Genomic DNA, 16,145 nt, shown 5'->3' with positions numbered 1-16,145 from the left:
AACATTCATTAAGGGGGATTTGTAATCACGTTTATACTGGCACTAACACATCTAATCAATATTCAAGATACTTCAAGACAGTTAGCTTTAATTTTCACATGATTATATCAACATACCACGATTGAACAATACCCCTCTGTTCATCAATGGCAGTTTCACTTTACTTCCTTAAATGTCTTAATGCTTCTTCTGCTGCTTTTTGTTCTGCTTCTTTTTTAGATTTCCCAATACCTATCCCTAACTCTTGATCTGCAAGCATAACTTTTGATACAAATTCACGGTTATGAGCAGGTCCTTTTTCTTCAATAATCTTGTATTCCACTGCCTGTTGTCCACCACGCTGAACAAACTCCTGTAATTGACTTTTATAATCCATCACATGAGAAAAAGCACCCTCGCTAATTTTTGGGAAAACGACTTTTTTAAGAATAACATTCACTGTTTCAATTCCTTGATCAAGATAGAGAGCACCAATAAATGCCTCAAACACATCAGCAAGTAAAGCTGGCCTCGTTCTGCCACCAGTCATTTCTTCTCCCTTGCCAAGAAGAATAAATGAACCAAATGACAGGTCTTCAGCAAATTGTACAAGAGAAGGTTCACATACGATTGCAGCTCGCAATTTCGTCAAGTCACCTTCACTCATTTTAGGATATTGTTCAAATAAATACTTCGAAACAGTTAATTCTAATACAGCGTCTCCTAAAAACTCTAGCCGTTCATTATCCTCAAAAGGTTTTGCACGATGCTCATTCACATAAGATGAATGTGTAAAAGCCTTCATTAATAACTTCTCATCTTTGAACGAAACTCCAATTCGTTTCAAAAGAGGTTGAAAATCAGGTTTCTTTTGAATATTTTTTCGTTTACGATTATTCATCTTTGGCATTTGGACCTCCATATTCAAGCCATTCTATAGATGGCTCAAGTCAAATGATGAATTGATCAAATACACATACCTACTTCATCATTGATTGTACACATAAAAAGTGTGATGTAGTTCGATCAATCCTTTTTAGCTGAGAAAGTCCCGCAGAAATAGTTTCTGCGGGACTTTATTAGCTTCATTACTGTTGAGCTTTTATGTAGTCAACTGCATTCCCAACAGTGCTGATTTTTTCAGCATCGTCATCTGAGATTTCCATATCGAACTCATCTTCAAGTTCCATTACTAACTCAACAACGTCTAGGGAATCAGCGCCTAAATCATCTTTAAATGACGCTTCAAGAGTAACTTCACTCTCGTCAACACCAAGACGGTCTACGATGATTTTTGTTACGCGTTCTAAAACATCTGCCATCGTTGTTCACCTCCCCTCAAGTCATTATAGGTGATTGTTTGAAAAAAAACTAGAACAAATTTTCACCTTTATCATCTGCGGTTTATTAAAGTGAGATATTGCAACTTTTCACTTTATATTAAAAATCATTAAACTAAATTTCGGAACTTAGTGTCAATCTCCACTTTATTTACCATAAGTCCCATTGTACAACGTAATGGTTACAAATGCTACTACATCACCATTCCACCATCAACAACCAAAGTTTGACCTGTCATGTATTCACTATCATCTGAGACGAGGAAACGTACCACATTTGCAATATTTTCAGGCTTACCTAGTCGTGCAAGAGGAATTTGTTTCATCAGAGCCTCACGTGTCTCATCAGTTAACTCATCAGTCATATCAGTTGATATAAACCCTGGAGCAACAGCATTCACATTAATATTTCGGCTCGCAAACTCTTTTGCTGTTGTTTTCGTTAAACCGATAACACCAGCTTTAGCAGCTACATAATTAGCTTGTCCAGCATTCCCACTTACTCCTACTACTGAAGCAATATTTACGATCTTCCCACTTCGCTGACGCATCATTTGACGAGTTACAGCTTTCGTACAATTAAAGACGCCTTTCAAATTTGTATTAATGACTGCATCCCATTCATCTTCCTTCATCCGCATTAACAAATTATCACGTGTAATTCCCGCATTATTTACGAGTATATCCAATGAGCCGAATTGCTCAATAGTGTTTTTCACCATCGACTGAACACTTTCACCGTCGGCAACGTTTGCTTGTATCGCAACCGCTTCCCCACCATTTGTCGTTATCTCCTCCACGACCTCTAGTGCCTTTGCTTCATTACCCGCATAGTTCACTACAACTTTTGCACCGTTTTTTGCAAGTTCAAGGGCTACAGAACGACCAATTCCACGCGAAGCTCCAGTAACGAGAGCAACTTTCTCTTCTAACATATTATTCATCCCCTCTCAGCTTTTCAATCGTTTTCAATAGTGTCTCAGAATCTTCAATGTTATACGTATTCACACGACGTTGAACCTTTCGAACGAGCCCCGATAAGACTTTACCAGGTCCTATTTCGATAAATGTATCTACGCCTTCTTCAAGTAACAGCTCAATTGTTTCTTGCCAGCGTACTGGTGAATATAATTGTTCAATAAGTTTCGCTTTGATTTCTTCAGCATCTGTCATCGGTTTTGCAGTCACATTCCCAATGACAGGTACTTTCGCTTCTGAGACCGAAATCTCATCTAAAACAGATGAAAAATTACTAGCTGCAGGTTTCATAAGTGACGAGTGGAACGGACCACTTACAACAAGTGGAATAACACGCTTCGCTCCCTTTTCTTTCGCAAGCTCTGCTGCACGTTCAACTGCAACACGATTTCCTGAGATGACAATCTGACCAGGGCAGTTTAAGTTTGCAAGTTGAACAACTTCATCTGAATTACTTGCTTCTTCTGTAACTTCTCTAAGAAGATCAGCATCCATCCCAAGAACTGCTGCCATCGTACCTATTCCTGCTGGTACCGCTTCTTCCATTAATTCACCACGCTTACGCACAGCGTAGACTGCATCTTCAAAAGATAAACTTTCTGAAGCAACTAGTGCGCTATACTCACCTAAACTATGTCCAGCAGTATAATGAGGGGTAATCCCTGATTTTTTTAAAACTTCTAGTATTGCAACACTTGTTGTTAATAGAGCTGGTTGTGCATTCTCTGTGCGAGTAAGCATTTCTTGAGGTCCATCGAAGATTATTTCCGTTAATGAATAACCTAGTCGTTCATCTGCTTTCTTAAAAATAGTTGCTGCTTCATCGTGTTTTTCAATCATATCTTTTCCCATGCCTACAACTTGGGAGCCTTGACCTGGGAATAGGAAAGCAATTTTCCCCATTTCACATACCACCTTTTCTATTCTTGTTTGTCAATCGCTGATTGAATAACTGTAGCCATTTGACTATTAACCATATCTCGTGTTTGTCTTATTGCATTATAGATTGCATTTGCATTTGACGAACCATGTGCTTTTACTACTGGTGCCTTTAAACCAAATAATGCTGCCCCACCATATTCCGAATAATCCAATTTCTTTTTCAAATCAAGTAATTTCGGTTTCAAAACACTTGCAGCAAGTTTGGCAGATAGAGAGCTTGTTAATTGCTCCTTTAACATAGAAAACATTGTAAGTGCAGTACCTTCAATTGTTTTCAACGTCACATTTCCTGTAAAACCATCACTCACGACGACATCTGCCACGCCATCAAGCAAATCACGAGCCTCAACATTTCCAACAAAGTTAATTGGGGCATTTTGTAGTAGCGTATACGTTTGTTTCGTTAATTCATTCCCCTTCTTCTCTTCAGTACCAATATTCAACAATCCAACTCGAGGTTGATGAATGCCACGTACTTTCTCAGAATAAATAGAAGCCATAATTGCATATTGATACAGGTGCTCTGGTTTCGCATCAGCATTTGCACCTACATCCAATAAAACAAAACCTTTTCCATCTATCGTTGGTAATGTTGGGGCAAGAGCAGGCCTTTCAACTCCAGGGATTCTCCCTACGACAAATAATCCTGACGTCATCAGTGCACCTGTATTACCTGCTGATATACAAGCATCCGCACGTCCTTCTTTTACCTCTTGTGTAGCAAGCACCATTGAAGCTTGTTTTTTCCGACGAGCAGCACGGACTGGCTCATCTGTCGCTTCGATCTTTTCTTCTGTATGTATAATTGTTATCCGCTCATGTGACTGAGAGTATTGTTGAATTTTGTTTTCATCACCGATAAGTACAACTTCAATATCTGAAAAAGCATTGACAGCCTTTAGAACACCTAACACAATTTCTTTCGGTGCATGATCGCCACCCATTGCATCAATTGCTATCTTCATTTAGATCCATCCTTCTTTGCATTGTTCGAGCGGTACATTTCGAAAGTTCCAGAAAAAACCTGCTCCGTTCCGACGAAGCTCTCGACCTCTACAATTGTTCGTCCTGTTTGTCTCGAAGATTCTTTCACACTTGCCTTAGCTACAACACGTTCACTTAATTTTACTTGTCTTGTAAAATGTATGTTTGCTTTCGCTGTTAACGCCAAATCACCATCAATCACAGCAACTGCAAGTGAATTTGCTTGAGCAAACAAGTGGTGGCCTCGAGCAATGTTATTTCTTGAAAAGACATGTTCTGAACGAATATCAAGTATCGAGAGTGCTCTTACGTCTAATTCTAAATCGACAATTTCACCAATAACCTCATCAATCGGCAAAGCCTTAACTTCCTCATCCAATTGTTGTTTTGCAACGTGTTTTATTCTCTCGCGAAGCTCAGGAATCGAAAGCTCCATTCGGTCAAGGCGAATTGTCTGTACACTTACAGAAAACTTTTGTGCTAACTCTTCATCTGTTATAAAAGGGGTTATTCCAATGGTTTTCTGCAACAACTGCTGCCTTTCCTGTTTATTACGTTTCATCCTTTACACCTTCCGAGGTTGTTTCTTTATATTTAATTTACTTATCATAACATATTTATGACTAGGTACTAATAGTAGTATATAAATAAAAAGGAGAGATTGCAAGGATATCTAATCCAGCTTCTCTCCTTTTAGGATACCTGTTTCATTTAAATGATTACGTAAGGAGGCATAACGCGGTTCTTCCCAAAAATTATCAGATGCTATTAATTTAGATGCATCTTGTCTTGCGATTTCGAGAGCACGGTAATCATGCACCATATCAGCGACTTTAAACTCAGGAATCCCACTTTGCTTCTTACCAAAGAAATCACCTGGTCCTCGAAGTTCAAGATCTCGTTCAGATAACTCAAACCCATCATTCGTTTCTGTCATAATTCTCATCCGCTCTTTCCCAACGTCTGACTTTGGGTCCGCGAGTAAAATGCAATAAGATTGAACATCTCCCCGTCCAACACGTCCTCTAAGCTGATGTAATTGAGAAAGACCAAATCGTTCAGCATCATAGATAACCATTACGGTAGCATTCGGAACATTTACTCCGACCTCAACAACTGTTGTTGACACAAGTATTTGACATTCATTTCGACTAAATTGTTGCATGACCTCATCTTTCTCTTGCGCTGATAGGCGACCATGCATTAAGCCAACTTGAATCGTTTCATGATAATATGCAGTTAATTGAGCATGTACATCAATTGCATTTTGTACATCAAGCTTCTCACTTTCTTCGATTAGCGGACAAATGACATATGCTTGTCTACCTTGCTTGATCTCTTTAGAAACAAAATTTAAGATTCTCTCTAGCATGTCTGGTTTCGTCCAATACGTTTCAATTGGCTTTCTTCCTGCTGGCATCTCATCAATTATGGATACATCCATATCTCCAAATGCCGTAATCGCTAATGTTCTCGGAATGGGAGTCGCTGTCATGAATAATACATCTGGACTTTCACCTTTTTCCCTTAATGCTTTACGCTGTTCAACCCCAAATCTGTGCTGTTCATCCGTTATAACAAGACCTAACGATTGAAACAATACTTCATCTTGAATAAGTGCATGTGTGCCAATGATTATATCAATTTGTCCAGCAGCAGAAGCCTCCAATAATTCTCTACGCCGTTTTCCTTTAACTGAACTTGTCAATAACTCAACATTTAAACCACAAGGCTCTAACAATTGCTTTAGCGATGCCACATGCTGTTCTGCAAGAATTTCTGTTGGTACCATAAGCGCTCCTTGTAAACCTGCTGTTACAGCAGCAAATAAAGCTATTGCTGCTACTACAGTCTTACCAGAACCGACATCACCTTGAAGCAAACGATTCATCCGATAATGCGAACCCATATCAAATAAGATTTCTTGAACAACGCGATCTTGTGCTGACGTTAATGGAAACGGTAATTGCTCTATAAAAGCAGTTAACTTAGTTTGATCGTATTTAACTGCCGATCCCTTTGTTTGTTCTCTTTCGAACTTTCGAATCATTTGCATTTTCAATTGAAATTGGAGAAATTCTTCATATACAAATCGCCTTCTTGCATGTTTTACACTTTCTGCATTAGCCGGAAAATGCATCTCATACATTGCTTTTGCCTTATCTGGCAATTTATAAGTACTGAGAAATTCATTAGGTAATGTTTCTTCAATTTTGTCTCCATACATTTTGAATGCAGCGTCTATATACCTAGTTAAACCTTTTACAGTTAACTTATCCTTAACATGATAGACAGGCTCGTAGTCATTTTTTCGTTTCACTTCACCGCTTTTAATCTCCGACACATTTAAAGTTTGACGATGCTTATCCCATTTACCAGTCAAAGTTACAGTATCACCAATTGTGATTTGACGTTTCACATAAGGTCGATTAAAGAATACGGCAGTAATCAAATAACGTCCAACTAATACTCGTAGTGTTAATCGAGATTTTTTCTTACCAAAATAACGAAGAACCGGCTCACTATGAACCTCCCCTTCAACTGTTACGCGATCATCATGTTTTACATCTTCTAAGTCTTTCAAACGATAATCTTCATAACGGTATGGAAAATACTCTAATAGAGCTTGGACATTTGTTATGCCTACTTTAGCAAGAGTATTCGCCGTCTCTTTGCCAATTCCTTTTATATGTTCAATTGATTGTTCTGATAATCGTACCAATTGTTTTATTGCGACTTGCCGAAGATTTCCTCTGCTAAGCGTTTTCCTGTCGGTGTCGCCGCCAACCCTCCTTGTGCTGTTTCCTTTAATGTATCTGACATACTTTGTCCGATTCGAAACATTGCTTCAATAACCTCATCACACGGAATCGTACTCGTAATACCAGCAAGTGCCATGTCTGCAGCAACCATTGCATTAGCTGCACCCATTGCATTTCGTTTAACACATGGCACTTCCACTAAACCCGCAACAGGATCACATACGAGTCCGAGCATGTTTTTCAACGTAATCGCCATCGCCTCAGCACTTTGTTGTGGTGTGCCACCAGCCATCTCAACAATTGCAGCTGAAGCCATACCTGCTGCTGATCCAACCTCAGCTTGACAACCACCAGCAGCTCCGGAAATTGAAGCATTATTCGCTACAACAAATCCAAATGCACCTGAAGTAAATAAGAAACGGATCATCTGTTCACGAGTTGGATTTAATTTTTCTATAACAGCAAATAATGTTCCTGGAACTACGCCTGCGGAGCCTGCTGTAGGTGTTGCACAAATTGTACCCATCGCTGCGTTTACTTCATTTGTTGCCATCGCTTTACTCACCGCATCAAGAATAGTTTCACCTGAAAGCATTTTCCCACTATTCATATATTCTCGTAACTGCCGTGCTGCACCTCCAGTTAAACCTGAGTGTGATTTCACACCTGCAATACCACGTTCCACAGCTTGTTCCATTACTTTAAGATTTGTATCCATTTTAGAAACAACCTCATCACGTGTACAACCACGCACTTCAATTTCTTGTAAAATCATCACTTCAGATATGGGAACATTTTTGTCTACTGCCATTTCTACTAACTCTCTAACGTTACGAAACATATGTCGATCGCTCCTCTAAAATACTTGTTCATAAACCTAGAACGAGTATGGCATTTAATGAATACTAAACAACTAACTCATATTTAATTTTATTTTACAACCAATACTTTTGATGAAAACGCTATCATCAAATAAGGGGTCTAATCAACAATCTTTGTCACTTGCAAAATGTTAGGAAGTTCAGTTAATTCAGTTAGCAACTTCTCTTCAACCATTTGGTCAACTTCTATGGTCATTAGTGCTTTCTCACCTTTCTCTTTGCGTGATACTTCCATATGACCGATATTGATCTCATATTTAGCCAACACATTCGCAACACCTGCGATTGCCCCATAGCGGTCATTATGCATCACTAACAACGCTGGATGATTACCAGATAACTTTAAATCGAAGCCATTCAGTTCAGTAATCTGAATTTTACCTCCACCAATCGAAATCCCTACAAGTTCTAGCTCTCCGTCTTGATCACCAATTCTCACCCTTGCAGTATTAGGGTGGATAGGGACTGCCTCTTCCTCGATAAACTCTACTTTTATACTATCTCTTTCAGCTAACGTCAATGCGTGAATAATTCGCTCATCATGCGTATCAAAATCTAATATCCCACCTATGATCGCTACATCTGTACCGTGTCCTCTATACGTATTTGCAAAAGAGCCATAAAATGAAATCGTTGCCCAAGTTGGTTTTCTGCCGAACAATGAACGTGCAACACGGCCGATTCTTGCAGCTCCTGCTGTATGCGAACTTGAAGGTCCAATCATTACTGGACCAATAATATCAAAGACGCTTTTATATTTCATTGCCTTCTCCCCTTGTTTCTGTAAGCTTTTAAAATCTTATTATTTTATATTACTGTGGAGCAGCGCACCAACTTCAATTTAATCAAACAAAAGTTATTCCTTTACTAATATACTTTTAAGTTCATGCCCTGAGAATCACTAACAAATCTCTCATGTCAATATTAATTCTTTAGAGAGAAAAAGAAGGGTTATCCCCTTCTTTTTACTCTACTGCAAAGATATAACTATATAGAGGTTGTTTCCCCACATGGACTTCAACTTCTACATCTTCAAATGTATCTTCTACAAATGCTGTTAATTCTTCTATTTCATCTGCATTTCCACCCTCACCTTGAAGAACGGTTACAATTTCACTCTCATCATCAATTAAAATTGATAACAATTTCTTTGCAGCTTCTAATTGTTTTTCATGCTTAGTTACAATCTTACCGTCTGCAATTCCCATAAAGTCACCTTCAGAAAGTTCAATGCCATCGATATTCGTATTACGTACGGCATATGTGATTTGTCCTGTTTTCACTTCTGAAAGTGCTTCTTTCATCGCTTCGGCATTTTCTGATAAAGAAAGATTATGATCAAATGATAATAACGCTCTCAAACCTTGTGGAATTGTTTTAGATGGTACAACCTCAACATTTACTTCAGCAACTGTAGCTGCCTGTGTCGCTGCCATGACGATATTTCCATTGTTCGGTAGAATAATGACATTCTTCGCGTGTGTCTCTTCAATTGCTCGTACTAAATCTTCCGTACTTGGATTCATCGTTTGTCCACCTTCTACAACGATACCTACCCCAAGACTTCTTAATAAGTCTGCAATACCACTTCCCATCGCTGCAGCAACAATGCCAAATTCTTTCATAGATTTAGCTTTAGGTTGAACGATATCAGTAGGTGGTTCTTCACTAGCTTCAAGAAGAGATGTATGTTGTTGACGCATATTTTCAATTTTAGTATTAATTAAGCTTCCATATTTTTGAGCGTATGTTAATACTTCACCTGGAAATTCAGCATGAATGTGCACTTTAACAAGATCATCATCTGAAACAACTAATAATGAATCTCCATGTTCACTCAACTTTTCACGAAAAACACCTTCATCAAATGGATTATCATCAATCTTATCCTGCTCGAACTTCACCATGAATTCTGTACAGTAGCCGAATTCAATATCTTCAGTTGCCATATGGGCTTGGGCAGATTTATGATGTTCTGCATTGACAAGATCATCCATAGATGGTGATGTAGCTGATACTTTCGGTAATGCTTCACCTTTTAGAGAACGTAAGAAACCTTCATATACGGCTACGAGACCTTGTCCTCCACTATCAACTACTCCAACTTCTTTCAATACTGGAAGTAAATCAGGAGTTCGATTTAATGATGCTTTCGCCTCTTCAAGCACTTGTTCCATTAAATCAATAAGATCCTCTGTTTGTATGGCAAGATCTTGTGCTTTTTTTGCACTATCTTTGGCAACAGTAAGAATTGTTCCTTCTACTGGTTTCATTACAGCTTTATAAGCTGTTTCTTTTCCATTTTCAAAGGCATTTGCAAAATCTTTGACTGAAATTTTCTCTTTGGATTCAATCGCTTTTGCAAAACCTCGGAATAATTGAGATAAAATTACTCCAGAATTCCCACGCGCACCCATCAATAAACCTCTTGCAAATGAAGTGGCCACCTTACCAACATGGTCTTCAGTTACTTTTTTTACTTCATTAGCACCTGAAGTCATTGATAAGTTCATATTTGTACCCGTATCTCCATCTGGGACAGGAAATACGTTTAAAGCATCAATTTGTTTTGCTTGATTGGAAAGATGCGTTGCAGCTAATACAATCATTTCTGCAAAACGCTTCCCATCCAAATCCTTCATCGTCACATGTCTTCCTCCTAACTCTCTCTTACAGATTCGAAACACGTACTCCTTGTACGAAAATGTTGATCGAATCTACAGACAAACCTAATGTTTTGTCCAATGTATATTTCACTTTAGTTTGCACATTATGTGCGACTTCAGAAATCTTTGTACCGTAACTGACGATAATGTACATATCAATACACAAATCTTCTTCATTACGTCGTACGATAACACCCTTTGTAAAATTCTCTTTTCTTAAGATTTCTGACAACCCATCTTTTAGTTGTTTTTTCGAAGCCATTCCTACGATACCGTAACAATCAACTGCTGCTCCTCCAGCAATCGACGCAATGACCTCATTTGATATATCAATTGTTCCATGCTCGGTTTTCATTTCAATGGACATCGAAAAGCCCCCTTTTAATTTATAATAGAGCTGTAACTATCGTCATTTTACTATAAGAGTTGCCTTATTGAAAGTAAATTTCACATCATATCATTCTTTTACATTGACCTGTACTTAAAAATGCATTAAAATAAACAAGGAATGTCAAGGTGTTCACCTTGATATTTTATTTTGTTGTATGCGTAATTTTATTATGATTATTTAAGTGAGCATTTGCTTATGGAACACAAGGAGGGAAAGTCATGCCTAAAAAGTGTGTTGTTACTGGACGTAAAGGTCGTTCTGGCCAAAACCGTTCTCACGCAATGAACGCTTCTAAGCGCAAGTTCGGTGCGAACCTTCAAAAGGTACGTATCATGGTTGATGGTAAACCAAAACGTGTATACGTTTCTGCTCGTGCGCTAAAATCTGGAAAAGTAGAACGCGTTTAATAGACATAGGAAAGCACCAATTTCATTTCATATTGAAATTGGTGCTTTTGTTTTTATATAGATATTTCACTCAAAGGTGTCTAACCATAAACCCGTAGGCATTCATAATATACTTATCTTTTGTTGGCTCACCAATGATAATATTGATGAGCCAACAAAAATAATTAAGGTATTGCTTGTAGCAAACACCTATTCTTTCTTAAACGTCCCAAGAAGAGCACGGACCATCCCACCGAGAAATTTCGGCAACTTAATTGTATAAAACTTCATCTTTCCCCCTCCTTTAAAAGCCATACCTATTGGACTTTTCAATACGCTATAATTGATAATAATTACAAATTTAGTTGAGCAGAACTCAACACTAGGTTATAGGTCATTATGAATCGTTTCTTATCCTCATTGTATGCTCCATAACTTAAAAAATGATCACTTCACATGAAAAAAACAGTTGTGGTATCCCACAACTGTTTTGTAAATTATGCATTTCGAATTTCTTCAATTGCTTTCTTTCTATCTTCTTTATTAAAAACAGCTGAACCAGCTACGAGCACGTTCGCACCAGCATCTTTAACTAACTTAGCTGTTTCAATGTTAACTCCACCATCTACTTCGATTTCTATCTCACGACCAGTCGCATCTGCTAATTCTTTAACTTGTTTAATCTTTGGTACTACAGATTCAATGAACTTTTGTCCACCAAATCCTGGATTAACTGTCATTAATAAAACCATATCTACATCGGCAATGATATGTTGAATAGACTCAATAGGAGTTGCAGGGTTTACAACGACACCAGCTTTAACTCCTTCTTGCTTAATAAGCTGAATGGTTCTATGTAGATGTGTACACGCTTCTACATGAACAGTAATAATATCTGCTCCTGCTTTTGCAAATGCAGAGATATACTGATCAGGTTTTTCAATCATAAGGTGGACATCTAACGGTAAATTAGTAACTGGACGAATTGCTTCTACAATAAGTGGACCAATCGTAATATTAGGAACAAAGTGACCATCCATTACATCTACATGAATATAATCTGCTCCTCCACGTTCAACATCCTTTATTTCTTCTCCCAATCTTGCAAAATCTGCTGATAAAATCGATGGTGCAATTTTAATCATTGTTAATACCTCGGCTTTCTATCTTTAATTTCTTGATAAAAATTTTCATAATGTTCATAGCGATATGAAGGAATTTCTCCATCCTCAACTGCCACCTTAACCGCGCATTTAGGCTCAGCTAAGTGTGTACAGCCTCTAAACTTACATTCTGAAGATAAGTGTAACATCTCAGGGAAGCAACTTCCTAGATCCTCTGTTTCAATCCCTAGAAATTCAAGTGAACTAAAACCAGGTGTATCTGCAACTAGACCTGAACCAAACTGAATTAATTCAACGTGACGAGTCGTATGTTTCCCTCGCCCTAAACTCATTGAAATCACTCCTGTTTCAAGATCAAGCTCAGGATTTAACGCATTCAGTAACGAAGACTTTCCAACACCTGATTGTCCAGCAAACACTGATGTCTTACCTTCAAAGTATGGTGATAGCACATCTAAACCAGTTGCTGTTTCAGTAGAAGTTAATAGAACTGGATAACCAATCTTACGATAATCATCTGCATAAGCTTCAATTTTAAGTTTCACTTCATCATTAACTAGATCCATCTTCGTGATACAAATAATCGGGTCAATATCATTCGCTTCAACTAAAACAAGGAATCGATCCAACAGTGCTGTACTAAAATCAGGCTCTACTGCTGAGAATACGAGGATAGCTTGGTCAACATTTGCAATCGGTGGACGAACTAACTCGTTCTTCCGTTTCCCAATCTTCAATACATAACCTTCATTTTGATTTTCAGCTTCAAATTGTACCATATCACCGACAAGAGGAGTAATTTTCTTTTTTCTAAATACACCTCTACCTCTGCATTGTGTTACAGTACCTTCTGAATAAACGTAATAAAATCCACTCAATGCTTTAATTATCTTACCTTCCTGCATAATTGCCTCCTCATATTACCTCTTGTTGCTAAAACATGCTCTCCATATTCAGTCACAATCAATTAACTAGTGATACTTATTCGACTACAGGACAATCATTTTATTCAGGTAACGTGTTATAACGGATAATGTTCCCTTCAAAAAACTCACCATTTACATAGATCTTATAAGATGCCTCTCCATTATACGGGACTTGTATATCAAAAGAAATCGCTTTTGATTCTGTCATTGTATCAGACAAAGCTACTTCTTCCATCTTATTGTCTATATCACTGATATAAACATCAATACGTTGTACTTTCTCTAATGATTCACCATTATATGGAATTACCTTTGTTATCGTTGTTGTCTTAGGGCTCGGCCCTTTTGAAATGATGACTCCTACTGTTGTTCCTTTTTCAACCTTTTGATTTGCATTAATCGTTTGGGAGATCACTTGACCTTTTGGTACATCATTTGAATATTCATAGTTTATTTCTTCTAATTGCAAAGATTCATTTTCTATATACTGTTGCACTTCTTGTTCATTCCAGCCATTCATATCTTTGATGACAACTTTTTGACCTTCACTAACTTCAAAAATGACAACTGTCTCTTTCATTTCATCTGGATCTATTTCTTCTCCAGGTTTAGGTTGACGTTGAGTAACAATCATACCTTGCTCTACTTCATTTTCAATCTCAATGGTGATTAAGTTATTTTCAACATCAATGCCTTTGAGCTGTAACTCTCTTTTTACTTCTTCAATTTCTTGTCCAACATAATCTTCAAACTTTATTTTTTGCTTCCCTAAACTTTCATAGACCGTTATCGGAAATCCTTTTTTAACAGTATAATCAGCACTTGGTTCTGTCTTAATAACATGTTTTTCAGGAACCTCATTATGGATCATTTGCTTTTCATCTACTACTAGACCTAGGTTTCTCAAAGTCGTAATAGCTTCTGATACTTCTTTACCTTCCATATCTGGTATCGTAATTTGTTCTTCCTTAAACAAATCAGGAATGATAAAAGCTGCTGTCGTACCACCAATTATTAATATTGCCATGAAAACACTAATCCAAAGAAAGTTCTTTTTCTTAGGTTGTTTTCGTTCATCAGAATGGTGAACGATAGTTTCATCAACATTCGACTCAGCTGGCATCTTTGTAACAACAGGAATCGCTTTTGTTTTTTCATCATCATCTTCTTCAGGCAGTGTAAACTTAGGTTCATTTATTCGATTAGGTGTAAGAGCTGTATCTAAATCTAATTCCATTTCTTCGGCACTAGCATAACGATGAAATGGATCTTTAGCCGTTGCTTTTAATATGATATTTTCCACACTTTGAGGAATTTTTTCATTCCACCTTCTCGGTGATGGAGTTTCATTTTGTAAATGTTTCAATGCAATTGAAACTGCTGATTCACCAGAGAATGGTAATCGTCCTGTTAAAATTTCAAACATAACAACACCTAATGAGTATATATCAGATTTCCTATTCGCCATCCCACCTCTAGCTTGTTCTGGAGAAAAATAATGAACCGAACCAAGAACTGAATTAGTTTGGGTAATAGATGTTGAGCTAAGTGCCATAGCAATTCCGAAATCCGTGATTTTTACGACACCGTCTTCATTTATAAGTATATTATGTGGTTTTATATCTCTGTGAATAATTTGATTTTCGTGTGCATGTTGAATTGCTGACGTCATTTGAGACATAATATGAACTGAATCCTCTACTGAAACAGGACCATATTGTTGAATCAACTGCTTAAGTGTCTTGCCATCTACATATTCCATCACCATAAAGTAGATGCCGTCTTCTTCACCTACGTCAAAGATTTCAACTATATTCGGGTGGTGTAAGCTCGTAGCAGAATATGCTTCACGACGGAACCTTTCAATGAATTCATCATTGTCAGAAAAATCCAATCGGAGTACTTTAACCGCAACTTCACGATTTAAGATTTGGTCATGTGCCAAGTACACATGAGCCATTCCTCCTCCACCAATCATTTTCAACATTTTATAACGACCGTTTAATAATTTACCTGTGAGCAATGCACATCACTCGCTTCCACGTTCCCTTCCCTGATGTTGAACGACTGCAACGGTAATATTATCTTCGCCGCCACCTTCATTTGCCATAGCTGTAAGCTGTGCTGCTTGCTCATGCAATGAGAGATTAGATGCTAATATCTCATGCATATCTTCGTCGCTCACCTTATTTGTTAATCCATCTGAGCATAGTAAGATAAGATCCCCTTCTTCCCATGTCAGCGTTTTCACATCGACTATTACGCCTTCTTCTGTTCCTAGCGCTCTCATTAACACATTTTTTCGAGGGTGATTTTCAGCATCCTCAGCTGAAATTTGCCCGGAACGAACAAGTTCATTTACTAAAGAATGATCACTTGTAATTTGTTTGAAATCATACTGATTCTTTATGTAACAACGACTGTCACCAATATGTGCAACAACTACATACTCTTCAGTACAAATAGCAGATACAATTGTTGTTCCCATCCCTTTACATTCATCATGTGATTTCGAGTATTGCAGTAAATGTTCATTCACTTCTTCAATTGTCTGTATTAGCCAATTTTTCGCTTCCTCAGAAGTAGAAAACTCAGCGCTTTGCCAAGCATGTTCAAGTCCTTCTACTGTCATTCGACTCGCAACATCTCCTGCTTGATGACCACCCATACCGTCTGCCACAAGCACAAGGCAAGTGCTAGCAGCAGTGTTTAAAAACACGCCACCAGCATCTTCGTTATGCGCCCTTACTTTCCCTTTATCACTTTCAAAGGCTGTTAACATTCTT

The 16,145-nt window shown here is 37.8% G+C and carries 17 protein-coding genes; 1 reads left to right on the top strand and 16 read right to left on the bottom strand.

Translation table 11 applies throughout. The features are described from left to right. Nucleotides 1–160 precede the first annotated feature (160 nt). The 11 genes from rnc to BFG57_RS17215 all read right to left on the bottom strand — a co-directional run bounded on the left by rnc (nt 161) and on the right by BFG57_RS17215 (nt 10,899). On the bottom strand, nt 161–889 hold the full coding sequence (gene rnc / locus BFG57_RS17265; RefSeq protein WP_069718747.1) for a ribonuclease III: 729 nt from the start codon (nt 887–889) through the stop codon (nt 161–163). A gap of 178 nt (nt 890–1,067) precedes the next feature. Then, nucleotides 1,068–1,301, bottom strand: a complete 234-nt coding sequence (locus BFG57_RS17260) for an acyl carrier protein (protein WP_069718746.1) — start codon at nt 1,299–1,301, stop codon at nt 1,068–1,070. Nucleotides 1,302–1,513: 212 nt separating this feature from the next. Further along, nucleotides 1,514–2,254 carry a 3-oxoacyl-[acyl-carrier-protein] reductase gene (gene fabG / locus BFG57_RS17255; protein WP_069718745.1) on the bottom strand — a complete coding sequence of 247 codons (741 nt, stop codon included), beginning with the start codon at nt 2,252–2,254 and terminating at the stop codon, nt 1,514–1,516. Nucleotide 2,255: 1 nt separating this feature from the next. Then, complete coding sequence (fabD, locus tag BFG57_RS17250; protein ID WP_069718744.1) at nt 2,256–3,200, bottom strand: ACP S-malonyltransferase; 945 nt, start codon at nt 3,198–3,200, stop codon at nt 2,256–2,258. Nucleotides 3,201–3,217: 17 nt separating this feature from the next. Beyond that, complete coding sequence (gene plsX, locus BFG57_RS17245) at nt 3,218–4,204, bottom strand: phosphate acyltransferase PlsX (RefSeq protein WP_069718743.1); 987 nt, start codon at nt 4,202–4,204, stop codon at nt 3,218–3,220. After that, nucleotides 4,201–4,785: a transcription factor FapR gene (gene fapR / locus BFG57_RS17240; RefSeq protein ID WP_069718742.1), complete on the bottom strand. Its 585-nt coding sequence runs from the start codon at nt 4,783–4,785 to the stop codon at nt 4,201–4,203. The genes plsX and fapR overlap by 4 nt, the downstream gene beginning before the upstream one ends. Nucleotides 4,786–4,896: 111 nt before the next feature. Next, nucleotides 4,897–6,945, bottom strand: coding sequence for an ATP-dependent DNA helicase RecG (gene recG / locus BFG57_RS17235; protein WP_139125178.1), 2,049 nt, complete (start codon nt 6,943–6,945; stop codon nt 4,897–4,899). A gap of 5 nt (nt 6,946–6,950) precedes the next feature. Further along, complete coding sequence (gene sdaAA, locus BFG57_RS17230; RefSeq protein ID WP_069718740.1) at nt 6,951–7,826, bottom strand: L-serine ammonia-lyase, iron-sulfur-dependent, subunit alpha; 876 nt, start codon at nt 7,824–7,826, stop codon at nt 6,951–6,953. A gap of 140 nt (nt 7,827–7,966) precedes the next feature. Next, the gene (gene sdaAB / locus BFG57_RS17225; RefSeq protein WP_069718739.1) at nt 7,967–8,629 is read right to left on the bottom strand and encodes an L-serine ammonia-lyase, iron-sulfur-dependent subunit beta; all 663 of its coding nucleotides are present in this window, start codon (nt 8,627–8,629) and stop codon (nt 7,967–7,969) included. Between the two features lie 202 nt (nt 8,630–8,831). Beyond that, entirely contained in the window at nt 8,832–10,514 is a 1,683-nt protein-coding gene (locus BFG57_RS17220) for a DAK2 domain-containing protein (protein WP_069718738.1), read from the bottom strand. Nucleotides 10,515–10,536: 22 nt separating this feature from the next. Beyond that, nucleotides 10,537–10,899 carry an Asp23/Gls24 family envelope stress response protein gene (locus BFG57_RS17215; RefSeq protein WP_069718737.1) on the bottom strand — a complete coding sequence of 121 codons (363 nt, stop codon included), beginning with the start codon at nt 10,897–10,899 and terminating at the stop codon, nt 10,537–10,539. 242 nt (nt 10,900–11,141) lie between these two features. On the opposite strand from BFG57_RS17215, the gene rpmB reads away from it, so the two are divergent. Continuing rightward, nucleotides 11,142–11,330 (top strand): 50S ribosomal protein L28, encoded by a 189-nt coding sequence (gene rpmB / locus BFG57_RS17210; RefSeq protein WP_069718736.1) that lies wholly within the window; start codon nt 11,142–11,144, stop codon nt 11,328–11,330. A gap of 189 nt (nt 11,331–11,519) precedes the next feature. Here rpmB and spoVM read toward each other — a convergent pair whose 3' ends face one another. The 5 genes from spoVM to BFG57_RS17185 all read right to left on the bottom strand — a co-directional run bounded on the left by spoVM (nt 11,520) and on the right by BFG57_RS17185 (nt 16,141). Beyond that, nucleotides 11,520–11,600: a stage V sporulation protein SpoVM gene (gene spoVM / locus BFG57_RS17205; RefSeq protein WP_069718735.1), complete on the bottom strand. Its 81-nt coding sequence runs from the start codon at nt 11,598–11,600 to the stop codon at nt 11,520–11,522. A 206-nt stretch (nt 11,601–11,806) separates the two neighbouring features. After that, nucleotides 11,807–12,454: a ribulose-phosphate 3-epimerase gene (gene rpe / locus BFG57_RS17200; RefSeq protein WP_069718734.1), complete on the bottom strand. Its 648-nt coding sequence runs from the start codon at nt 12,452–12,454 to the stop codon at nt 11,807–11,809. Between the two features lie 2 nt (nt 12,455–12,456). Further along, a complete protein-coding gene (rsgA, locus tag BFG57_RS17195) occupies nt 12,457–13,338 on the bottom strand; it encodes a ribosome small subunit-dependent GTPase A (RefSeq protein ID WP_069718733.1) in 882 nt (293 codons plus the stop codon). A 100-nt stretch (nt 13,339–13,438) separates the two neighbouring features. Next, nucleotides 13,439–15,382: a Stk1 family PASTA domain-containing Ser/Thr kinase gene (pknB, locus tag BFG57_RS17190; protein WP_069718732.1), complete on the bottom strand. Its 1,944-nt coding sequence runs from the start codon at nt 15,380–15,382 to the stop codon at nt 13,439–13,441. 6 nt (nt 15,383–15,388) lie between these two features. Then, nucleotides 15,389–16,141, bottom strand: a complete 753-nt coding sequence (locus BFG57_RS17185) for a Stp1/IreP family PP2C-type Ser/Thr phosphatase (protein WP_069718731.1) — start codon at nt 16,139–16,141, stop codon at nt 15,389–15,391. Between the last annotated feature and the right edge of the window lie 4 nt (nt 16,142–16,145).

This window comes from Bacillus solimangrovi, assembly GCF_001742425.1.
GTDB classification, from domain to species: domain Bacteria; phylum Bacillota; class Bacilli; order Bacillales; family Bacillaceae_N; genus Bacillus_AV; species Bacillus_AV solimangrovi.
This window is presented reverse-complemented; position numbering and strand designations above follow the sequence as displayed.